20 protein-coding genes are annotated in these 20515 nt (G+C 71.6%); 4 read left to right on the top strand and 16 right to left on the bottom strand.

The features are described from left to right. Window positions 1–113: 113 nt before the first annotated feature. The gene (locus tag ACQP00_RS23845; protein WP_433222575.1) at window positions 114–785 is read left to right on the top strand and encodes a dienelactone hydrolase family protein; all 672 of its coding nucleotides are present in this window, start codon (window positions 114–116) and stop codon (window positions 783–785) included. On the opposite strand, the gene ACQP00_RS23840 is transcribed toward ACQP00_RS23845, so the two are convergent. Further along, window positions 779–1147, bottom strand: coding sequence for a hypothetical protein (locus ACQP00_RS23840; protein WP_433222574.1), 369 nt, complete (start codon window positions 1145–1147; stop codon window positions 779–781). The two genes, ACQP00_RS23845 and ACQP00_RS23840, sit on opposite strands and share 7 nt — an antisense overlap. Here ACQP00_RS23840 and ACQP00_RS23835 point away from each other — a divergent pair. Together ACQP00_RS23835 and ACQP00_RS23830 are read left to right on the top strand one after the other, a co-directional pair. Continuing rightward, on the top strand, window positions 1146–2645 hold the full coding sequence (locus ACQP00_RS23835; protein ID WP_433222572.1) for a DUF7402 domain-containing protein: 1500 nt from the start codon (window positions 1146–1148) through the stop codon (window positions 2643–2645). The two genes, ACQP00_RS23840 and ACQP00_RS23835, sit on opposite strands and share 2 nt — an antisense overlap. A 114-nt stretch (window positions 2646–2759) precedes the next feature. Further along, window positions 2760–3101 (top strand): DUF952 domain-containing protein, encoded by a 342-nt coding sequence (locus tag ACQP00_RS23830; RefSeq protein WP_433222571.1) that lies wholly within the window; start codon window positions 2760–2762, stop codon window positions 3099–3101. On the opposite strand, the gene ACQP00_RS23825 is transcribed toward ACQP00_RS23830, so the two are convergent. The 3 genes from ACQP00_RS23825 to ACQP00_RS23815 are packed head-to-tail and all read right to left on the bottom strand — an operon-like array spanning window position 3091 to window position 5606. Beyond that, complete coding sequence (locus ACQP00_RS23825) at window positions 3091–3741, bottom strand: hypothetical protein (RefSeq protein WP_433222569.1); 651 nt, start codon at window positions 3739–3741, stop codon at window positions 3091–3093. The two genes, ACQP00_RS23830 and ACQP00_RS23825, sit on opposite strands and share 11 nt — an antisense overlap. Window positions 3742–3778: 37 nt before the next feature. Beyond that, window positions 3779–4930: an MFS transporter gene (locus ACQP00_RS23820; RefSeq protein ID WP_433222568.1), complete on the bottom strand. Its 1152-nt coding sequence runs from the start codon at window positions 4928–4930 to the stop codon at window positions 3779–3781. Window positions 4931–4988: 58 nt separating this feature from the next. Further along, on the bottom strand, window positions 4989–5606 hold the full coding sequence (locus ACQP00_RS23815) for a TetR/AcrR family transcriptional regulator (protein WP_433222566.1): 618 nt from the start codon (window positions 5604–5606) through the stop codon (window positions 4989–4991). A 72-nt stretch (window positions 5607–5678) separates the two neighbouring features. Here ACQP00_RS23815 and ACQP00_RS23810 point away from each other — a divergent pair, with 72 nt between their 5' ends. Further along, entirely contained in the window at window positions 5679–7091 is a 1413-nt protein-coding gene (locus ACQP00_RS23810; protein WP_433222564.1) for a DHA2 family efflux MFS transporter permease subunit, read from the top strand. On the opposite strand, the gene ACQP00_RS23805 is transcribed toward ACQP00_RS23810, so the two are convergent. The 12 genes from ACQP00_RS23805 to ACQP00_RS23750 all read right to left on the bottom strand — a co-directional run bounded on the left by ACQP00_RS23805 (window position 7088) and on the right by ACQP00_RS23750 (window position 20457). Further along, complete coding sequence (locus tag ACQP00_RS23805) at window positions 7088–7294, bottom strand: hypothetical protein (protein ID WP_433222563.1); 207 nt, start codon at window positions 7292–7294, stop codon at window positions 7088–7090. The two genes, ACQP00_RS23810 and ACQP00_RS23805, sit on opposite strands and share 4 nt — an antisense overlap. Before the next feature lie 15 nt (window positions 7295–7309). Further along, window positions 7310–8611: a diaminopimelate decarboxylase family protein gene (locus ACQP00_RS23800; RefSeq protein ID WP_433222562.1), complete on the bottom strand. Its 1302-nt coding sequence runs from the start codon at window positions 8609–8611 to the stop codon at window positions 7310–7312. Between the two features lie 54 nt (window positions 8612–8665). Then, window positions 8666–9358, bottom strand: a complete 693-nt coding sequence (locus ACQP00_RS23795; RefSeq protein ID WP_433222560.1) for a response regulator — start codon at window positions 9356–9358, stop codon at window positions 8666–8668. A 72-nt stretch (window positions 9359–9430) separates the two neighbouring features. Beyond that, a complete protein-coding gene (locus ACQP00_RS23790; RefSeq protein ID WP_433222558.1) occupies window positions 9431–10231 on the bottom strand; it encodes a potassium-transporting ATPase subunit C in 801 nt (266 codons plus the stop codon). Beyond that, the gene (gene kdpB / locus ACQP00_RS23785) at window positions 10231–12207 is read right to left on the bottom strand and encodes a potassium-transporting ATPase subunit KdpB (protein ID WP_433222556.1); all 1977 of its coding nucleotides are present in this window, start codon (window positions 12205–12207) and stop codon (window positions 10231–10233) included. The genes ACQP00_RS23790 and kdpB overlap by 1 nt, the downstream gene beginning before the upstream one ends. Then, window positions 12204–13853, bottom strand: a complete 1650-nt coding sequence (gene kdpA, locus ACQP00_RS23780; RefSeq protein ID WP_433222554.1) for a potassium-transporting ATPase subunit KdpA — start codon at window positions 13851–13853, stop codon at window positions 12204–12206. The genes kdpB and kdpA overlap by 4 nt, the downstream gene beginning before the upstream one ends. Continuing rightward, a complete protein-coding gene (gene kdpF / locus ACQP00_RS23775; protein ID WP_433222552.1) occupies window positions 13853–13942 on the bottom strand; it encodes a K(+)-transporting ATPase subunit F in 90 nt (29 codons plus the stop codon). The genes kdpA and kdpF overlap by 1 nt, the downstream gene beginning before the upstream one ends. 72 nt (window positions 13943–14014) lie before the next feature. Continuing rightward, window positions 14015–14452, bottom strand: a complete 438-nt coding sequence (locus ACQP00_RS23770) for a hypothetical protein (RefSeq protein ID WP_433222551.1) — start codon at window positions 14450–14452, stop codon at window positions 14015–14017. A gap of 181 nt (window positions 14453–14633) precedes the next feature. Continuing rightward, window positions 14634–16823: a hypothetical protein gene (locus tag ACQP00_RS23765; RefSeq protein WP_433222549.1), complete on the bottom strand. Its 2190-nt coding sequence runs from the start codon at window positions 16821–16823 to the stop codon at window positions 14634–14636. Next, the gene (locus ACQP00_RS23760; RefSeq protein ID WP_433222548.1) at window positions 16823–17353 is read right to left on the bottom strand and encodes an SUKH-4 family immunity protein; all 531 of its coding nucleotides are present in this window, start codon (window positions 17351–17353) and stop codon (window positions 16823–16825) included. Before ACQP00_RS23760 ends, ACQP00_RS23765 begins: the two co-directional genes overlap by 1 nt. Before the next feature lie 92 nt (window positions 17354–17445). Then, window positions 17446–19641: an alkaline phosphatase family protein gene (locus tag ACQP00_RS23755; protein ID WP_433222546.1), complete on the bottom strand. Its 2196-nt coding sequence runs from the start codon at window positions 19639–19641 to the stop codon at window positions 17446–17448. 84 nt (window positions 19642–19725) lie between these two features. Further along, the gene (locus ACQP00_RS23750) at window positions 19726–20457 is read right to left on the bottom strand and encodes a GntR family transcriptional regulator (protein ID WP_433222544.1); all 732 of its coding nucleotides are present in this window, start codon (window positions 20455–20457) and stop codon (window positions 19726–19728) included. Between the last annotated feature and the right edge of the window lie 58 nt (window positions 20458–20515).

Below are 20515 nucleotides of genomic sequence, written 5' to 3'. Positions count from 1 at the left end.
GAGGCGGGGCGGCAGAGGCCGGAACATGGCCCGCCACTTGCCCGTCGGCCTGGCCGTCATGCGTGACCCGGCCCGCGCGGGGTAGCCGGGGTCGAAACGGCAAGGGAGGGATCATGACCGACACGCTGATGGCGGTCCCGTCCGGCGGGGTCGTGCTGGACGCCGACGTGGTCGTTCCGGCGCAGGCCCGTGGGGTGGTGCTGTTCGCGCACGGCAGCGGCAGCTCGCGGCTGAGCCCGCGCAACCGGATGGTGGCCGAGCGGCTCAACGGGGTCGGCCTGGCCACGGTACTGACCGACCTGCTCACCACCGACGAGGAGCGGGTCGACGCCCGTACGGCCGAACTGCGCTTCGACGTCGACCTGCTCGCCGAGCGCCTCGCCGGTGTCATCGACTGGATCGCCGAGCAGCCGGCCCTCGCGCGGCTGCCCCTGGGACTGTTCGGCGCCAGCACCGGCGGCGCCGCGGCGCTGCTGGCGGCGGCCGCCCGCCCGCGCCGGGTGCGGGCCGTGGTGTCCCGCGGCGGCCGACCGGACCTGGCCGGTGCGCGCATCGCCGAGGTGGTGGCGCCGGTCATGTTGCTCGTCGGTGAGCGCGACGAGCGGGTCATGGAGCTCAACCAGACCGCGGCGGTCGACCTCGGCGGCCCGTGGACGCTGTGGGTGGTTCCGGGCGCCTCCCACCTCTTCGCCGAGCCGGGCACCCTGGAACAGGTGGCGGGCGCGGCCGCCCAGTGGTTCGACCGCCATCTCGCGGGCGTCGACCTGACCCTCGACGACTACTGAGGTGCGACCAACCCGAGCATGGGCCAAGCGAACGTGCCCAGGATGACCCCGATGGCCGAACGCTCGCGCCCGCGGATCTCCCACCAGATCCCGAGCGCGAGCGACGCCACGAACACACCGAGCGCGAACGCTCGGAACAGCACCGCCAGCGCCAGCAGATAGAGCCCCAGCGACTGCACGAGGCCGCCGACCACCGACCCGGTCGGCGGCCGCTCTTCGTCCCTGTACGTTTCACGCCGAAATGGTTTCGGTGTGCCGTCGTTTTGGAACAACTCGTCACAACATTGACTCCCGACAATGCGGGCTGCCAGGGTGCCGAAAAGGATTTCGCCCCTGCCCCCGTGAAGGGAGTCCGCCACCATGCCCAGATCCGCAACAACACGGATCATCGTCGCCGCGGCCGCCGCCATCGGCCTCGGCGTCACCGGGGTCTTCGCCGGCACCGCGTTCGCCGGTGACCGGACCAGCCAGACCGCCGGCCTCACCGCGATGCCGGCCAACGAACCCGCGAAGGGGCTCGTGTACGACGGGCTGCAGCGCCGCCCGGCCGGCCCGTGCGGCGCCGGGCTGCTCGAGGTCAAGGGCACCAGCCCGACCATGTGCACGCACGGGCCGGACGCGCCGCCGGCCGGGTTGTCGGTCAAGGCGACCGTACCGGCGATGGCTTCGGCGTCCGCGGCCGTGCAGTCCCTCGCCGTGTGCGAGGGCGACGGGACCAGCGGCCGGCGGGTCGAGGTGCTGTACATCCACGGATCGACGAGCCGCTACACGCAGTACCTGGAGACGTTCCGCACCCTGGCCGAGGGCGTCGACACCATCTTCAACGAGAGCGCCAAGGAGACCGGCGGGGAGCGCCACGTCCGCTACGTCACCGAGTCCGTCAACGGCGCCTGCCGCCCAGTCGTGCGCAATGTGCAGATCGCCGACTCGGCGCTGAACGCCAACGACTGGGCGCCGCTGCTCAACGCGGTCAAGGCGGCCGGCTACACGCGCACCGACCGGAAGTACCTGCAATTCGTCGACGCCAATGTGTACTGCGGCATCGGCGGGCTCGCGGGCGACACCCGCAAGAGCGACGCGAACCGCTCGAACACCGGCCCGGAGTACGCCCGCGCGGACAACGGCTGCTGGACCGCCGGCGTCGCCGCCCACGAGCTCGGCCACACCCTCGGCGCCGTGAACAACAACGCCCCGAACGCCTCCGGCTTCGGCCACTGCACCGACGAGTGGGACGTCATGTGCTACAAGGACGACCCGAGCGTCACCGTGCGCACCGTGTGCACCGCGCAGTCCCACGACAACCGGCTGGACTGCAACCACGACGACTACTACAACACCAACCCGGCGGCCGGCTCGTACCTGTCGCAGTACTACAACGTCGCCGACAACCTGTTCCTCATCAAGGGCGGCGGCACCACCACCCCGCCGGACAGCAACCTGGCCCGCTCGGCCACACCTTCGGCGTCGTACACCTCCCCGTGGGAAACGGTTTCGGCGCTGAACGACGGCATCGACCCGTCCTCGTCCAACGACACCGTGAATCCGCGCTGGGGCACCTGGCCCAACAGCGGCCAGCAGTGGGCCGAGCTGCAGTGGTCAAGTGCCCAAACCCTGAAACGCGCCCAGGTGTACCTCTTCGACGACAACCAGGGCATCGACGTCCCCGCGAGCTGGAAGCTGCAGTACTGGACCGGCAGCGCGTACGCCGACGTGCCGGAGGCGAGCGGCTACCCGGTCACCGCGAACACGTACCTCACGGTGACCTTCACGCAGGTCTCCACGACGCGGCTGCGGGTGCTGCTGCAGTCGAACGGCACCAATTCCGTGGGCCTGTTGGAAATCAAGGCCTACGCGTCCTGAACCGGCGGGGCGGGCGTGGCACAGGCCGCCCCGCCCGCCCCGCCCCACCGGCCCCGGAGCATGGCCCGGGCGGGCGGTAGGCTGCGGCGGCCAAATTCAACGGGGGGCGGGGACTTGATCTACCACATCGCGTTCGCGGATGACTGGGAGCGGGCCCAGCACGACGGCGAGTACCGCCTGTCCACCAAGGGCCGCACCATCGAGGAGCAGGGCTTCATGCACGGCGGCACCGCGGCGCAGGTCGCCCCGGTGGCGAACCTGATCTACGGCGACGACGAGGGCCTCGTCGTCCTCGCCATCGACGAGGCGCGGCTGACCGCGCCGCTGCAGTGGGACGCCGCACCGGGCTGGGACGAGCCCTTCCCGCACGTGTACGGCCCGCTCAACGTAGACGCCGTCGTCGATGTGCGGCCGCTCGCGCGCGGGGCCGACGGGCGGTACGAGTTCAGGGCGTAGGGCGCTGCTGGACCTCGATGACGGCGCCGCTCGCCGGGTCGACGCGGAAGTGGCGGCCCGCGGGCAGCGGGCGGTCCAGCGAGCGCACCCGCAACTGGACGCCGTCGGCGGCGAACTCCCGCGCCGCGCGCAAGGCGTACTCGTCCGGGTCGTCGCCGTCGTCGTCCGGCTTGCCCGAGCGGGAGGTCGTCGCCGTGTAGCAGATGATGCCGGTGATGGCGTCGAACACGATCCGGTAGTGCTCCAGGACCAGTTTGCCGTACGGCAGCGGCGCGATCCCGGTGCGGAAGACGAGCCCCACGCCGCCCGCCCAGCCCTGGTGGACGAAGACGCGGAAGCCCACGGCCCGGCAGTCGGCGGACTCCGCCCGCGCCGTCACCGTGTAGTCCCACTTGCCCGTGGCGCCGTCCTGCAGGGAGACGTAGACGTGCGCGCCGGTGGAGAAATACCGGGGCGCCGACGGTACACCCGGGAAGGGGTAGTCCGGCGGCTGCACGTTGGACAGGCTGCCCACCGCGAGCACCTGGCAGCGCGGGACGCGCACGATGTGCTCGGCGATGACGTAGGCCTGGGCCGCCGGGGTCACTGAGAAGTCCAGGATGTTGTCGGCGGCGACGTCGGCGCTGGCGATGAGTTCCATCGGTCGCCGAGCGTAGGCCCGGCGACCGGCGAACGCATCAACGTTGTTGGATAGCGGACATCAGCACCACGGTCGAGCCCAGGGCGAATACCGCGGCGGCCAGGAACGGCAGGCTGGGCGAGAACGCGAACGCCGCGCCGGCCGCGACCGGGACCGCCGCCTCCGCGAGGGCGCCGATGCCCGTGAACACCCCCTGCACGGCGCCCTGCTCGTCCGGGCCGGTGGCCTGGGACAGCCAGGTCTGCGCGGCCGCACCGCCCACCGAGGCGAGCACGCCCAGCGCCTGAAGGGCATGAAGCGCCATTGGTACCTCCACAAAAGCCGTCCCCGCGAGCACCACCGCGCCGAGGGCGCTGCCGAGCACGGCCGCGCGCCGCTCCCCCCGCACGCGCACGAGCGGGCCGACCAGGCGGGCCTGAAATCCAACGCCGGCCAGAGCGCCCGCGGCCATCACAACGCCGAGGTGGGCGGTGTCCCAGCCGAACCGCGACGTGACGAGGTACGTCCACACCGCCTGGTTCGTCATCCGCGCGACGTCGGCGCACGCACGCGCCACGGCCAGCCGGCCCAGCACCGGGCGGCGGAACAATCCAACGAACGAGGGATTCGCGGCCGGGCCGCGGGTCCCGCGCCGCGACTCGGGCAGCAGCAACCATCCATAGAGGACGTTCGCGAACGCCAGGGCCGCCGCGGCCAGGAACGGCAGCCGCACATCGACCGAGCCGAGCAGGCCGCCCAGCACCGGGCCGGCCACGAAGCCGGCACCGAACGCCGCGCCGACCAGGCCGTACGCGCGGGCGCGGCCCGCCGGTGGGACCACGTCGGCGATGTAGGCGTTGACGACCGTGTTGGTGCCCGCGCACGCGCCCGCGAGGCCGTGGAACAGGGCCAGCAGCCAGACCGAGGACGCAACGCCGTGCGCGAGGTAGTCCAGGCCGAGGAAGGCGAGCGAGAGCAGCAGGACGGGGCGGCGGCCGTGCCGGTCGGCGAGGCGGCCCAGCAGCGGGGCCGAGGCGAACTGCAGCAGCCCGTAGCTGGAGCCGATCAGGCCGGACCAGCGGGCCGCGGCCGCCGCGTCGCCGGTGAGCGCGGTCATCAGGGCGGGCAGGATCGGCACGATCAGGCCGAGGCCGAGCATGTCGACGAAGACGGTGACGAGCAGGAAGGACAGGGCGGGCGCCCGGCGCATCGGGACTCCTGTGGATCGAAGGGGACGGGCCCCCTCGACCTCACGGAGGTACGGAGGATCAGATTATCGGTGCCGTCAACCGAATTTCGGAGGCGGTCACGCGCAGCAGCGGCAGCCAGATGACATCGACGATCTCCACGATCTTCTCGTCCGGCACCGACCGCATGGTCATGAGCAGATCGTGGCGCAGCAGGTCGAAGGGCAACACCACGACACGAGCCGGATATGGTACGTCCGGCAGCTCGCCCCGCCCCACCGCCCGCTCGACAATCACCTCGCAGCCGTTGCGCTGACCCGGCGGACGAAGGTGCGCGCGCAGTTCGTCGAAGCTGGTGCCGGTCTCCCGGAAGTACTCCATCAACTGCACACCGACCAGCATGATCGTCCGCGAGCGGCCCGCGTCGGCGTTGCGCAGGAAGCCGAGCATGTCCTCGCGCAGGTGCCCGGTGTCCGGGATCTCGATCGGCGCGGCGGACCAGGACCTCGCCACGGTCGCCAGGAGCAGGTCCTCGCGCTGGGGCCAGCGCCGGTACAGCACCGGCCGGCTGGTCCCGGCGCGCTCGGCGACCGCCTCGTAGGTGAAGCCGTGGTAGCCGCGCTCGACCAGCACGTCCCACCCGGCCGCGAGGATCGCGTCCTCCAGCTCCGTTCCGCGCCGACGGGTCTTAAGACTCACTTGCGTATCTTAACACGGGCACGTACCGTGAAGCTCGTTAGGTACAAACGCGTATCTTAAAAGGCGGAACGCATGTCCAGCATCGATCCGAAAGCCCTGCGCACCGCCATCGCGGTGCTGGTGGGCGGCATCACGGTCATCCTCGACTCGACCATCGTCAGCGTGGCGCTGCACCAGCTCGCGGCCGATCTGGACACCGGAGTCGGGACCATCCAGTGGATCAGCACGGCGTACCTGCTCGCCCTGGGCGTGGTCATCCCGCTCGTCGGCTGGCTGCAGGGCCGGATGGGGGCCAAGCGCCTGTGGATGTACGCCCTGACCGCGTTCCTGCTCGGCTCGGTCCTCTGCTCGTTCGCCTGGGACGCGCCCAGCCTGATCGGCTTCCGCGTGCTGCAGGGCCTCGGCGGCGGCGCGATGATGCCGCTCATGATGACGATGGTCATGCAGGCCGCGCAGGGCCCCGATCGCGCCCGCCTGATGTCGGTCGTCGCCCTGCCCGCCGCCCTCGGCCCGATCCTGGGCCCGGTCATCGGGGGCCTGATCCTGGGCGTCGGCTCGTGGCGCTGGCTGTTCCTGGTGAACGTGCCGTTCTGCCTGCTCGGCCTGGTCCTGGCCGCGCGGCTGATCCCGGCCGACCAGCCGGCCCGGCGGGTCCGGCTGGACGTCGTCGGCCTGGCCCTGCTCTCCCCCGCGCTGGTCGCCCTGCTCTGGGGCCTGTCCAACGTCTCGGGCGCCGGCGGCTTCACCCGCGCGGACGTCCTGGCCCCGATGATCCTGGGCGCCGTCCTCCTGGTGGCCTTCGTCCTGTGGGCCCTGCGCGGCCGCGGCGAGCCCCTGGTCGACCTGGAGGTGCTGCGCTCCCGCCCGACGTGGGCCGCGACGTCCCTGCTGTTCCTGTCCGGCGCTTCGTTGTACGGCGCGATGCTCCTCCTCCCCCTCTACTGGCAGGAACTGCGGGGCAACTCGGCGCTGGACGCGGGCCTGCTGCTGATCCCGCAGGGCGTGGGCTCGCTGCTGAGCCGCACGGTCGCCGCCCGGATGCTGGACCGCATCAGCGCCCGCTGGGTCTCCATCGCCGGCTTCATCCTGGTCGGCGTGGCCACGGTCCCGTTCGCCCTGGCCGACGCGCACACGACGACCTGGCCGCTGCTGGCCGCCCTGTTCGTCCGCGGCCTGGGCCTCGGCATGGTGCTGATCCCCCTGATGAGCGTGGCGTTCCAGGGCCTGTCCCACGCCAAAATCCCACACGCGAGCACCGTGACCCGCATCGCCCAACAGGTCGGCGGCTCGGCGGGCGTGGCCCTGCTGGCGGTCATCCTGGCCTCGACCGCCGGCACCCCGGCCCACGCCTTCGACGTCGCCTTCTGGTGGACGGTCGGCTTCACCGGCCTGGCGATCGTGCTGTCCTTCGCCCTCCCGGCCCGCGCAACGGAACCGACGCCCGCCGCGACTCCTGAGGTCGCAACCGCGGCCGCCGAGGCCTAGCGGCGTTGCCCGGCGCGGGGCGGGGTCGGCAGGCCGGGGGCCGCTATCTTGGCCCGCACGACGGCGAACTCCCGGGCCGCGGCCGTCTCGGCCACGCCGAGCCCGTCGACGGCGGCCCGCAGGGCGGCCATCCGCTCCGGCCACACCCGCACCGCCCCGAGGCGCACGGCGAGCAGTCCACTCATGGCGTCGAGGTCCTTCACATCGTCACGTCCATCTCAGCGGCCCAGGTCCCGGGCGAGCAGGTCGTCGAGCGACTCCCGGCGCACCAGCACCCGGGAGCGCCCGCCGGCCACGGCGAGCAGGGCCGGCCGGGTCACCAGGTGGAAGTTCGTGGCCCGCGCATGGTGGTAGGCGCCCGTCCCCGCCACCGCGAGCAGATCCCCCGGACGCACGTCCGCCGGCAGCGAGGCATCCGGCACGACGACGTCATCGGCGTCGTTGTGCCGCCCGACCACCACCGCCGGCGCCAGGTCCGCACCGGCCCGGCCGATGAGCAGCGCGCTGTGCCGGCTGCCGCACAACGCCGTCGCCGGGCAGTCCGACATGCCGCCGTCCACGGCCACCAGGCGGCCCCCGGCGCGGGTCTCGGTCACGGCCAGGACCCGGTACACCGTGACCCCGGCGCGGGCGACCACGGCGCGGCCCGGCGAAACGGTCAGGCGCGGCGTCGGCAGCCCGTGCCGCCCGGCCTCCAGGTGCAGCACGGCCCGCATCCGTGCGGCGAAGGCGCCCAGGGCCAGGTCCAGCTCCGCCGGTCGGTAGGCCACGGCGTGCCCACCGCCCAGGTTCAGCCGTTCCGGGACGATCCCGTGTGCGGCGGCGAACGAGCAGAGGCGGCCCAGCTCCTGCTCGTACAAGCTGAAGCGGTTCAATTGGTGGCCGATCGAGCAGTCGAAGCCGGCCAGGCGCAGCCCCGGCCGGGCCGCGATCCGGGCCACCGCGGCGGCCGCCTCCCCGTCGGCGACGTGCAGGCCGAAGCGGCGGTCGGCGCGATCCGCGGGGCCGGCCAGGAGCCGCAGCAGCACGCGCTGGCCGGCCGGGGCGGTGGCGGCGATCCGGTCGATCTCGCCCAGCGACTCGACGACGATGGTGCCCACCCCGGCGGCGTACGCGGTGTCGAGGTCCTCTGTGGACTTCGCGCTGCCGTAGAGCACCACGCGGTCCATGGCGAAGCCCGCCAGTGCCGCCACGCGCACCTCGCCCGCCGAGCCCGCGTAGAGGCCGAGTCCCTCGGCGGCCACCCAGCGCGCCACGTCGATGCTCAGCAAGGCCTTTCCGGTGTACGCCACGTCGGCCGCCCCGAACGCCGCCGCGTAGGCCCGGCAGCGCTCGCGCACGTCGGACTCGTCGACGACGTACGTGGGGGTGCCGTGCTCGGCGGCCAGGGCGGCCAGGCTGACGCCGGCGACGCACAGGTCGCCGCGCTCGGACCAGCGGGTGGAGCGGGGCCACACGCCGGCGTCGAGATGGGGCGGGAGGGAGGAGCGCAACGTGGGGAGGATTTGCGTGAGGGTCACGCCAGCAACGCTGACACCGGCGGGGCGGTTCGAGAAGGGTCCTTGACGCAATCTCTACGGCTGGAAGCGGTACCCCATCGCCGGCTCGGTCAGCAGATGGCGGGGCCGCGCCGGGTCGGGTTCGAGCTTGCGGCGCAGCTGGGCCATGTACTGGCGCAGGTAGTGGGTCTCGCCGACGTACGTCGGGCCCCAGACGTGCTGCAGCAGCTCCCGGTGCCCGACGAGCCGGCCGGGGTGGCGCAGCAGCAGCTCCAGCAGCCGCCACTCGGTCCGGGTCAGGTGCAGCCGCTGCGCGGGGTCGGACGCGTGGCGGACGTCCCGGGCGACGAGGTCCACGTCGAAGTCGCCGACGCGCACGACGGTCGCCTGCTCCGGCTCGGGGCGGCGGCGGCGGGCGACCACGCGCAGCCGGGCCAGCAGCTCGTCGACGTTGAACGGCTTGGTGACGTAGTCGTCGGCGCCGGCGTCGAGGGCGGCGACCTTCTCGCTGCTGCCGAGCCGGCCGGACAGCACCACGACCGGCACGGGCGTCCAGGCCCGCAGGGCGCGCAACACCTCGAGGCCGTCCAGGTCGGGCAGGCCGAGATCGAGCACGACGACGTCCGGATGCTGCTCGGCCGCGGCCCGCAGCGCGGCGGCGCCGTCGCCGGCGGTGACCACGTCGTACTGGCGGGCCTGCAGATTGATCCGCAGCGCCCGCAGCAGCTGGGGCTCGTCGTCGACGATGAGAACTCTGGTGCGGTGCAACGGTTTGCCTTTCCGCCGACGGGCCCGGCCCGCCACCCTGCTCGGGAGTGGCGGGCCGGGGGCTTCGCTCGGCTACCTCCGGTCGAGGGCCAAATTCAGCTCGACGACGTTGACGCCCGGCTCGCCGAGGAAGCCGAGGGCGCGGCCGTCGGTGTGCTCGGCCACCAGCTTGCGCACGTCGGCCTCGGACAGGCCGCGCGCGGCGGCGATCCGGGGCACCTGCAACGCGGCGTACGCCGGGCTGATGTGCGGGTCGAGCCCGCTGCCACTGGCCGTGACCGCGTCAGCCGGCACCACGGGGTTCGCGGGCGCGTCGCCCCGGATGGGGGTCTGCACGCCGTCGCCGTAGTCCTCGCCGTCCTTCGCACAGACGACGGGCTTTCCCTGGTACTGCTGGATGAACGGCGCCGCCGGGCAGAGCTCGTTGACGCTCACGGCGCGGTCGGGGTACACGGCCAGCACGGCGCCGGTCCCGCCGGGGGTGCAGTAGGGGCGGGACCCGTCGACGTGTTCGAGTTCGCCGACCGCCTTGCTGCGTTCGCACACGAGGTTGAGCAGTTTGACGTTCTCCGGGCCGAGGTTGGAGGCCGAGGTCGACGTCGGGTCGTAGCCGTCGCCGGCGGCCGAGGGGCGGGACTGGAAGTACTGCTTCAGGGGATTGCCCTGATCGTCCACGAAGGACTGTCCGATGAGGGCGCTGCCGACGACCTTGCCGTCGCGGTCGAGCAGTGAGCCGTCCGCGTGGCCGGACAGGCCCGGAATCCGGGCGATGGCGAGCATGAGCAGCGGGTAGGCCACGCCGAGCACGAGGGTGAGGGCGAGCAGGGCGCGGAGGGCGGCGAGGTGCTGGGCGAGCCAGGCTGGGAGTCGCATCAGGAGATCCCCGGGATGGTCATGATGAGCAGGTCGATGAGTTTGATGCCGATGAAGGGCACGATGATGCCGCCGGCGCCGTAGACGAGCAGGTTGCGGCGCAGCATGGCGGCGGCCGGGCCGGGCCGGTAGCGGACCCCGCGCAGGGCGAGGGGGATCAGCGCGACGATGACGACGGCGTTGAAGATGACGGCGGAGAGGATGGCCGAGGTCGGCGAGTGCAGGTGCATGATGTTGAGCCGGTCGAGGCCGGGGTAGATCGCGGCGAACATGGCCGGGATGATCGCGAAGTATTTGGCGATGTCGTTGGCGATCGAGAAGGTGGTGAGGGCGCCGCGGGTGATGAGGAGTTGTTTGCCGATCTCGACGATCTCGATGAGTTTGGTGGGGTCGGAGTCGAGGTCGACCATGTTCCCGGCTTCTTTCGCGGCCGAGGTGCCGGTGTTCATGGCGACGCCGACGTCGGCCTGGGCGAGGGCGGGGGCGTCGTTGGTGCCGTCGCCGGTCATCGCGACGAGTTTGCCGCCCTGCTGTTCCTGTTTGATGAGGGCCATCTTGTCCTCGGGGGTGGCCTCGGCCAGGAAGTCGTCGACGCCGGCCTCCTCCGCGATCGCCTTGGCCGTCAACGGGTTGTCCCCGGTGATCATCACGGTCCGGATGCCCATCCGGCGCATCTCGTCGAACCGCTCCCGCATCCCCTGCTTCACCACATCCTTGAGGTGGATGACGCCGAGCGTGCGGGCGTCCTCCCCCGCTCGGCGGGAGGCGACGACGAGGGGCGTGCCGCCGGACGAGGAGACGGCGTCCACGATCGCGCCGACCTCGGTGGTGGGGTGCCCGCCGTGCTCGCGTACCCACTTCATGACCGCGGTGGCGGCGCCCTTGCGCACCTCGCGGCCGTCGACGTCCACGCCGGACATCCGGGTCTGGGCGGTGAACGGGACCCACTGCGCGCCGGTGACGTCACGCTCGCGCAGGCCGTGGTGCTCCTTGGCGTACACGACGATGGAACGGCCCTCGGGGGTTTCGTCGGCGAGTGAGGACAGCTGGGCCGCCTCGGCGAGTTCGTCGATGCTCACGCCGTCGACGGGCAGCAGATTGCCCGCCTGCCGGTTGCCCAGGGTGATGGTGCCGGTCTTGTCCAGCAGCAGGGTGTTCACGTCGCCGGCCGCCTCGACCGCGCGGCCGGACATGGCCAGGACGTTGCGCTGCACGAGCCGGTCCATCCCGGCGATGCCGATCGCCGAGAGCAGCGCGCCGATCGTGGTCGGGATGAGGCAGACGAGCAGCGCGACGAGCACGATGCCGGAGACCGGGCCGCCGGAGTAGATGGCGAGGGGCTGGAGCGTGACGACGGCCAGCATGAAGATGATGGTGAGCGAGGCGAGCAGGATGTTGAGCGCGATCTCGTTCGGCGTCTTCTGCCGGTTGGCGCCCTCGACCAGCCGGATCATCCGGTCGATGAACGACTCCCCCGGCTGCTGCGTGATCCGCACGACGATCCGGTCCGACAACACCTTCGTACCACCCGTCACCGCGCTCCGATCCCCGCCCGACTCACGGATCACCGGCGCCGACTCGCCCGTGATGGCCGACTCGTCCACCGACGCGATGCCCTCGATCACGTCGCCGTCACCCGGGATGATCTGCCCCGCCTCGACCACGACGACGTCGCCCTGCTTGAGCTCGCTCGCGCGGACCGTGGTGCCGTCCGGCAAGTACGCGACGGTGTCCTGCTTGGCCTTGCGCAGCGTGGCGGCCTGGGCCTTGCCGCGGCCCTCGGCCACCGCCTCGGCGTAGTTCGCGAACAGCACGGTCAGCCACAGCCAGGCCGTGATCGCCCAGGCGAAGACGCTCGGGTCGGTGATCGCGAGCACCGTCGTGTAAATGGAGCCGATTTCAACAATGAACATGACGGGGTTGCGCCACAACGTGAACGGGCTGAGCTTGCGCAGCGCCGTGAGAAACGCGGTCATCGGATGCCTTCCGCGAGGGGGCCGAGCGCGACCGCCGGCAGGTAGGTGAGCAGCACGACGACGACCGTGACGGCCACGACCATGCCGATGAAGAGGGGTTGGTACGTCTTGAGCGTGCCCGCGGACTCCGGTGTCGGCTGCTGCTTCGCGAGGGAGCCGGCCAGCCCGAGCACGAAGATGATCGGCAGGAACCGGCCGAGCAGCATGCACAACCCGAGTGCGGTGTTGTAGAAGTCGGTGTTGACGCTGATGCCCGCGAACGCGGAGCCGTTGTTGTTCGACGCCGACGTGAACGCGTACAGCACCTCGGAAAGCCCGTGCGCGCCCGGGTTGGCCATCGACGCGCGGGCCGTGTCCGAACCCATCGCGATCGCCGTGCCCACCAGCACGAGCGCGGGCGTCGTCAGCAGATACAGCGACGCGAACTTGATCTCCCGCGCACCGATCTTCTTCCCCAGGTACTCCGGCGTCCGCCCGACCATCAGACCGGCCACGAAGACCGTGATGACGGCCAGGATCAACATGCCGTAGAGCCCTGATCCGGTACCGCCCGGAGCCACCTCGCCCAGCATCATGTTCAGCATCGGGACCATGCCGCCCAGCGCGGTGTACGAGTCGTGGAAGGAGTTCACCGCGCCGGTGGAGGTCAGCGTGGTGGCCGCCGCGAAGGTCGCCGACTGGGCCACGCCGAAGCGGGTCTCGACGCCCTCGGTGGCCGCGCCGACCGCCGTCGGGACGGTGCCCGGGTGGTGGATCTGGATGACGTTCAGCGCGATGGTGGAGCCGATGGCAAGGATGGCCATGATGCCGGCGATCGCCAGGCCCTGGCGCTTGTCGCCGACCATCCGGCCGAACACCCGCGGCAGGCAGAACGGGATCAGCAGGATCAGGAAGATCTCGAACCAGTTCGTCCAGCCGGTCGGGTTCTCGAACGGGTGCGCGCTGTTGGCGTTGTAGAACCCGCCGCCGTTCGTCCCCAGTTCCTTGATGGCTTCCTGCGAGGCGACCGGGCCGCCGGTGACGTGCTGCGTGGCGCCGGCGAGGGTCGTCAGGTCGGTACCGGCGGAAAGGTTCTGCACGACACCGCCCGCGATCAGCACGACGGCGCCGAGGATCGCCACCGGCAGCAGGATGCGCACCGTGATGCGGACCAGGTCGACCCAGAAATTGCCGAGCTGGTCGGTCCTGGCCCGGGAGAACCCGCGCACCAGGGCCACCGCCACGGCGACACCCACGGCCGCGGAGACGAAGTTCTGCACCGCGAGCCCGGACATCTGCACGAGGTGGCCCATCGTCGACTCGCCGGAGTACGACTGCCAGTTCGTGTTCGTCACGAAACTCACGGCCGTGTTCCAGGCCTGGCCGGGCGCCACCGGATCGAAGCCGAGGCTGAGCCACAGGTGGTTCTGGAAGCGCTGGAAGAGGTACAGCAGCAGGATCGACACCGCGGAGAAGGCGAGCACGCTGCGGGCGTAGACGCCCCACGACTGCTCGCCGTCCGGGTTGACGCCGACCGCGCGGTACATGACCTTCTCGGCGCGCAGGTGCCGGGTCGCGGTGACCGCCCGGTACATGTAGTCGCCGAACGGGCGGTACAGCAGCACCAGCACCAGGATCAGCGAGGCGATGAAGAGGATGCCGGCCATCAGAACCGTTCCGGGAAGAGTAGGGCGGCGATCAGGAACGCGCTGAGCGCGACCGCGAGCACGAGACCGACGAGGTTTTCGGCGTTCACAGCCGCTCCACCGCCCGCACCGCCAGGCCGAGGATCGCGAACAGCGCGACCGTCAGCAGGACGAACACCACATCAGCCACGGGGGCTTGCCTCCTTGTATGGGCGTACCGACGACGTGAACCCGTCGCCGTAGAGCCAGACGCGCATCCGGACGACGTCGCGCCGGTGCCGCAGCGCACGGTGCGCGCGCAGGGCCAGCCAGCCGGCGGTGGCCGCGCCGAGCAGCACGGCGAGGCGGATCGCGTCCGCGGTGCCGTGCCACGTGAGCACGCCGAGCCGGTTCACCAGGAATCCGTTGAGCACGGTCCAGGCGATGCCGGCCGTGCCGAGGGCGGCGGGCAGGTTCCCGCCGAACACCCCGACCGCGGCGACGCAGGCCGCCATCGCGACGAGCCGGGCCAGCAGCTCCGGCGGCGTGAACACGGCGGCCGTGAACGCCGCCGTGGCCACCACCGCGGCGGCGCCGCCGGCCAGGGTGATGCCGGTCGGCGCGGCCCACAGGGAACGCATGGGGAAACACCTGCCTCGACACTTGCGCGAGGGCCTTCCATCCGGCCCGCTGCAAGTGAAGACCTGGCTGTTTTCCCTGCCCAGGTGTCTTTGCAGAATCCCTACGCCCGGGACCCGTTTCTTGACGCCTTCTTGATGCCGCCGAGACGGCGGTCACATGCCAGGCCGTCTCGGCCCGGGATCAACGCCGGGTCGCGGCCCGCACGTTCAGCACCAGCACCAGGAACAGCGCGGCGACGAACATCATCAGCACGGCCGCGAGCGTCCAGCCGTAGATCGCGGTGTACGAACGCGCCGGTTCCAGCGCGCGATCCGGCGGCGGCCCGTCGTCGGCGTACTGGTCCTCGCCGCTGGTGTAGTCGAGCGGCTTCGGCTTCACCTGGGCCGTCGCGCCCAGCCAGATGCGGTTGTGCGCGTCCGGCGCACGCTGCTCGAAGGACTGGCCGACGGCCTTGGACACATCGCCGTACTGCTGCTGGAACTCGCTCTTGGCGACGCCCGAGAACTTGACGTCGCCGAAGTCCACGCCGCCGTCGCTGTAGGTGAAGGTGTACCGGTAGCCGCCCCGATCGACGTTCTTCGTCACGTTGTACTCGTGGTCGCGGTACGACTTCACGTAGGCGTCGAACACCTGCTTCGGCTGCCAGGACTGCATCGCGGGCCAGCGGTGCACGTCGCCGCTGTCGATCATCGAGGTCAGGGCGCCGGATTTGCGCTCGCGGTACCACTCGGCGGCGACCCGGGCCAGGTAGACCCGGCGCAGCTCGGCGAACTCGGGCGCGTGGTTCACCGCGTCCTCGACCTTGGGCAGGATGAGCTGCTCGAAGACCTTCTCCATGCGGTCGCTGGGCGCCGGGCAGGACGGGTCGCCGAACTTGCCCTTGGACAGCTGCGACTCGGCCTTGACCTCCAGCGGGGCGTCGAGGATGTAGATCCCGCCGTCGGCCTGGTAGACCGTGGCCGGCTTCGGCACGATCCACTGCCGGGTGACCACGCACTCCTCCAGCGCGTCCGGGTCCGGCTCGCCCCAGAACTGCCGGCCCAGGTCGGTGTTCGGGTTGGTCAGCTTGGCCGACATCTTCTTCATGTCGAGGTCGGCCTGCAGCAGGATGCGCCCGACGTCGGTGGTGGCGAGCTTGGCGTCGATGATCCGGTCGGGCTCGCTCGGGTTGAGGTTGACCCAGAACTTCGACGTCGGCAGGTTCAGCCACACGTAGAACGCGTCGGACATCTGGGCCATCGCCGCCCGCCCGCCGTTGACGTCGGAGGCGACGCCCGGCCCGGCCGGCGACGCGCTGTACGCGTAGCGCAGGTCCCCGCCAGGGCTCTCCGCGAGGTACCGCAGCTGCAGCGTGGTGAAGTCGATCCCGCCCGGGTCGGTGCCGGCGAGCTCGGCCGGGCCGGCCGCGGCGGCGTTGCCGGAGCCGGTGCCGAAGCCCTTGCCGCCCATCGCCACCTGGGCGCCGGCCGCGACCGGGCGGCCCTGCTTGTCCCAGTCCTGCACGCCCTTCTCGACCACGGCGTCGGAGTACTGCTTGTTCGCGAGCTGCTCGCGCGCCTGCTGCTTGGCCTCCTCGCTGACCTTCTTCTTGGCCGGCCCGCTCGGGTACGCCGTGCGCTTGAGCATCGACTCGCTCGGCAGGTCGGTGAGGATCACCCCGCGCTGGAGCTTCGGGAAGAAGGTCCGCTTCAGCTCGTTGACGCAGTCGCTCGGCCCGGAGCAGAACATCTTCTCCGACCCGACCTCGTCGACGAGGTTGGCCAGGTCGCCGCGGTTGAGCGCCGGGCCGACCTTGCGGTCGAGCACCCAGCGGATGTTCGGCTCGGAGTGCAGCTTGCCCTGCTTGAGGTCCTCGGCCAGGGACGGCTCCTGGCTCATGTCCACGGCCAGGCTGGCCTGCGAGGACTTGTCCCACACGACGGGCTGGCCCTTGGCGTCCAGCAGCTGTTTGCCGGCCGCGTCGACCAGCCGCCACAGCCCGGTGCTCTCGTCGAACTGGAAGATGTCGATGAGGGCGACCTTGGTGTTGGCCTTGAACGGGCTGACGCTGGGCGCGGTGAGGTACCAGTCGATCGTCTTGCCGTTCTCGGTGGTGCGCCAGTGCGCGTCGGCGAGGTTGCGCCCGTAGCCGATGAAGTTGTCGATGTTCGGGTCGTTGCGGGTCTGCTCGGTGTGCCGGTAGCGCGACATGAGCAGCGGCAGGAGCAGCCGCTCGCCCTCGGCGAACCGGTCGATGGTGTAGTTCGGGTTCGGCTTCGGGGCCGCGAGGGCGGCGGGCGCCAGGCCGGGCGCGGTGACGGCGACGACGAGCGCGAGCAGGGCGGCCAGGCCGCGCCGGAAGAGCACGAAGCGGATCTCGTACCGCATCATCAGTCGTACTCCACCGCATACTCGTTGAGCAGCACGTTCCACCGGGCCTCGGGGTCCTCGAGCCCGTCGGGGTCCCACTCCTCCAGCTGGTCCCAGATGGTGTCGACGGCCTCCCCGACGGACTCGCGGGTGCCTGCCTCCAGGTCGTCCAGCCGATGCTTGAGCAGCCCGACGGCCAGCACGAACGCGGCGATGCTGGAGTTGGCCGGGACCTCGAAGTCGGGCTCGTCGTGCAGGTAGCGCACCCAGCCCGTCGCGGCGTCGATCCCGTACCGGTAGCGGCGCTGAGCGGCGACGACGACGTAGGACCGCCCGTCGCGCTCGAACAGCTCCCGCAGCCGCTCGTCGCGGATCGGCGTGATGTCGCGGACCTGGGCGTCGGGCAGCCCGACGGTGGTCAGGAAGTCGCGGGTGCGCGGCTCGACCCGCGGGTCGACGTGCTCGGCCGCGATCGGCACGAGGCGGTCGCCCCACTCGGCGCGGACCCGCGCGACGAGCTCGTCCCAGGAATGGCGCTCGGGTTCGGTCACGTCAAACCCCCGTGTGACGCATTTCCATTCGTAGATGGCGAGCACAGTGTACGCCCCTCCGCCACGCGGGCGGAGGGGCGTACTCGCTCAGATCAGCGGACGGTGACGGCGTCGATCATCCAGTACCAGTTGTTGTTCGCGTCGTACATGCGGAACGTGACGCGCATGGAACGGGCGCCGGCCGGCACGGCGACGGTCAGGGCCTCGTCCTTGGCGATCGCGTCGGCGCGGTACGCCTTGACCGTGGTGGCCGCGCCGCCGTCGAACGACACCAGCACGTCGCCCTTCTGGCTGCCCTCCTGCCGGTACAGCGTGGTGTACGCCAGGGTCACCGAGGTGCGGCCGGTGACGGTGTAGGCCGGGGAGTTCAGCGACGAGTCGAACGCGCTGCCGCCGGACTTGTCGGCGAACTCGTCGGTGTCGGCCACCGCGACCACGCCGCGGCCGCGCACGCCGAGCTCGCGGGACTGCCCGGCCTCGGCGCGGGTCCAGAACTCGTCGGTGGTCAGCGCCCAGCCCCGCCACTCGGTGACCCCGCCGGTGGGCATCCGGCTGTTGTCGACGCTCCAGCCGTTCACGCCGGCGTGGCTGAAGCCGAGCACTCCGGCCGGGATGCCGGTCTCGTCGACGCGGCCGGACAGCGCCGGGTAGGCGGCGTCGAAGTCGTCGGCCCGCGACGAGAACAGCGAGCGGCCGTCGAGCTTCCAGGCCGGGTTCACCGGCACGCCCATGTGGGTGAGCGCGGTGACCGCCACGTCGACGAGCCGGGTGTCGATCGGGCGCTGGCCGGCGGCGATGCCGGGGCCGTTGGCGATGACGAACGTGCGGCGCTCCGGGATCGAGTTGCCGCCGTGGCCGCCGGCGTCGGTGTGGCCGTGGTCGGTGGCCACCTCGATCAGCCAGCGCTCGCCGGCGTACGTGGGACGGGCCCGCACGGCCGCCAGCAGCTGGCCGATCTGCGCGTCGGAGCGGGCCAGCGCGGCCAGGTACGCCGGGCTCGCCGCGCCCGAGGAGTGCCCGGCCTCGTCGACCGCGCCCAGGTAGACGAAGGCGGCGTCCGGGTTCTGCTGGCGCAGCACGCGGCCGGCGACGTCGGCGATGCGGGCGTCCTGGCTCGTGTACCCGTTGCCATCGCCGTCGAGCACCACCCGGCCGTCGATCGCGGAGGAGAAGGTGCCCTGGTTGCCCAGCGCCGCCCAGTCCACGGCGGCGAACGTGGACAGCGCCGGGCGGTTCTGTTCCATGCGGGTGAGGAAATCGGGGAACTGGCCGTACTGCTTGCCCGCGAAGCTGTTGTCCCGCACGCCGACCTTGTCCGGCCAGGCGCCGGTGGCGATCGACGACCAGCCCGGCCCGGACAGCGTCTGGGCCATCGGCTGGCTGTAGAGCAGGCTCGTGCCGTACAGGCCGCCGGTGACGAGGCTCCACAGGTTGGGCGCGTCGGCCTGGGTGATCTTGTCGTTGCGCAGCCCGTCGAGACCGATCACGAGGGTCTTGTCGGTGCTCACGCCGTTGGGCAGGGCCGGCGCGGTGACCGGGTCGGGCACCGGCGCGGGCGGAGCGGTGATCGGCGTGTTCGCGACCGTCACGTCGTCGATCGCCCAGTACCAGTTGTTGGCCGCGTCGTAGAGCCGCCAGGCGAACCGCGCCGTGGTCGCCCCGGCCGGGACGGCGACCGCCCGCGTCACGTAGGCGTTCTCGGCGTCGCCCCCGCCGTTGGCGTCGGCCGCGTTCGGTCCATAGTGGACGACGGTGCCCGCCGCCGCGCCGTCGAAGGAGACGGTGACGTCGGCCTTCTGGTTGCCCTCCTGGCGGTAGTGGCTGGCGAAGCCGAGGTACAGCGCCGAAGTACCGGCGGGGATGTCGACCGCCTGGCCGGTGAGCGTCGAGTCGAAGGTGCTGCTCGCGGTGGGGCTGCCGCGGTCGTCCCACTCGTCGGGGTCGGCGACCGCGAAGACGCCACTGGCCCGCGTGAAGTTGCCGCGGTCCTGGGTGTCGGCGCCGGTCCAGAACGGCATCGTGGTGAACGACCAGCCGCGCCACTCGCGCACGCCGTCGGGCATGGCCGGCTTGACCGCGACCGACCAGCCGGACGGCGCGGTGTGGGTCCAGCCGAGGGTGCCGGCGGGAATGGACTCGTCGAGGGCCGGCTGCAGTTGCCCGGCCAGGCCGTCGAAGGTCTGGGTGGCCAGGGTCGCGGCGGCGGCCGGTGGTGCGGCGGCCGCGGTCAGTCCGGCGGCGGCGACGAGCGCGGCCACGGTACCGATAAACAGTCTTCGATAGGACATGCCGAGCAATTTCGGGGCCGGAGCTGAACCCCGGGCGCCGCCGCGGGGACGGCCCGACGAACGCGCCGGAAAGGTTCGTACCTGTTACCTCCCCGATACCAACCGCGTCTCGAAGCCGATCCGGTCGCCCCGGTACAGCGAGCGGACCTGCTCGATCGGGGTGCCCGCCGGGTCGCGGCTGAGCCGCTGCATGAGCAGCATGGGCAGCGCCGGGTTGGTCTGCAGCAGCAGCGCCTCCCGCGGGCTGGCCAGGGCCGTCTCGATGCGCTCGGTCGCCTCGGCCCACACGACGCCGAGTCGTTCCTGCATCCACCGGTACAGCGAACCGCTCGGATCGAACCCGCCCAGCAGGTCGGGGTACCGCTCGGCCGGCAGGTACGTGGTCTCCAGGCCCAGCGGCTCGCCGTCGGCCAGCAGCACCCGCTCCAGCTCGACCACCGGCGCGGCCGGCTTGATCTCCAGCGCCGCGGCCAGCTCGTCGTCGGCCGGGCGCTCCTCGAACGTCACGACGATGCGCGACGGCACGCGGCCCATCGCCCGCAGCGCCTCGGTGTAGGAGACCAGCGACAACGGGTGGATGAGCTTGGGCGGGGCGACGAACGTGCCGCGGCCCTGCTGCGCGGTCAGCCGGCCCTCGATGACCAGCTCCGAGATGGCCTGGCGGACGGTCGAGCGGGCGACCTGGAAGCGGGCCGCCAGGTCGCGCTCCGGCGGCACCGGCGAGCCGACGCCGAGGTGGCCGATCTCGTCGAGGATCAGCGCCTTCACGGCGTAGTACTTCGGGACACGGCCGTGAGCGGGAATGCCGGAGCGCATGGGCTCCGACCTTAGGGCACGGCCCGTGAATAACGAAATGATTACAGGTCCGGACCTT

It is taken from the genome of Dactylosporangium sp. CS-047395 (assembly GCF_050942185.1).
Lineage (GTDB): Bacteria > Actinomycetota > Actinomycetes > Mycobacteriales > Micromonosporaceae > Dactylosporangium.
Note: the sequence above shows the minus strand (reverse complement) of the source record. Positions and strands in the feature narration are given on the sequence as shown.

What these genes read in the sequence shown, in the direction of transcription:
- ACQP00_RS23845 (WP_433222575.1), top strand. Translation starts at nt 114, where the DNA reads ATGACCGACACGCTGATGGCGGTCCCGTCCGGCGGGGTCGTGCTGGAC.
- ACQP00_RS23835 (WP_433222572.1), top strand. Translation starts at nt 1,146, where the DNA reads ATGCCCAGATCCGCAACAACACGGATCATCGTCGCCGCGGCCGCCGCC.
- ACQP00_RS23840 (WP_433222574.1), bottom strand. Translation starts at nt 1,147, where the DNA reads ATGGTGGCGGACTCCCTTCACGGGGGCAGGGGCGAAATCCTTTTCGGC.
- ACQP00_RS23825 (WP_433222569.1), bottom strand. Translation starts at nt 3,741, where the DNA reads ATGGAACTCATCGCCAGCGCCGACGTCGCCGCCGACAACATCCTGGAC.
- ACQP00_RS23820 (WP_433222568.1), bottom strand. Translation starts at nt 4,930, where the DNA reads ATGCGCCGGGCGCCCGCCCTGTCCTTCCTGCTCGTCACCGTCTTCGTC.
- ACQP00_RS23810 (WP_433222564.1), top strand. Translation starts at nt 5,679, where the DNA reads ATGTCCAGCATCGATCCGAAAGCCCTGCGCACCGCCATCGCGGTGCTG.
- ACQP00_RS23790 (WP_433222558.1), bottom strand. Translation starts at nt 10,231, where the DNA reads ATGCGACTCCCAGCCTGGCTCGCCCAGCACCTCGCCGCCCTCCGCGCC.
- kdpB (WP_433222556.1), bottom strand. Translation starts at nt 12,207, where the DNA reads ATGACCGCGTTTCTCACGGCGCTGCGCAAGCTCAGCCCGTTCACGTTG.
- kdpA (WP_433222554.1), bottom strand. Translation starts at nt 13,853, where the DNA reads ATGGCCGGCATCCTCTTCATCGCCTCGCTGATCCTGGTGCTGGTGCTG.
- ACQP00_RS23770 (WP_433222551.1), bottom strand. Translation starts at nt 14,452, where the DNA reads ATGCGTTCCCTGTGGGCCGCGCCGACCGGCATCACCCTGGCCGGCGGC.
- ACQP00_RS23765 (WP_433222549.1), bottom strand. Translation starts at nt 16,823, where the DNA reads ATGATGCGGTACGAGATCCGCTTCGTGCTCTTCCGGCGCGGCCTGGCC.
- ACQP00_RS23755 (WP_433222546.1), bottom strand. Translation starts at nt 19,641, where the DNA reads ATGTCCTATCGAAGACTGTTTATCGGTACCGTGGCCGCGCTCGTCGCC.
- ACQP00_RS23750 (WP_433222544.1), bottom strand. Translation starts at nt 20,457, where the DNA reads ATGCGCTCCGGCATTCCCGCTCACGGCCGTGTCCCGAAGTACTACGCC.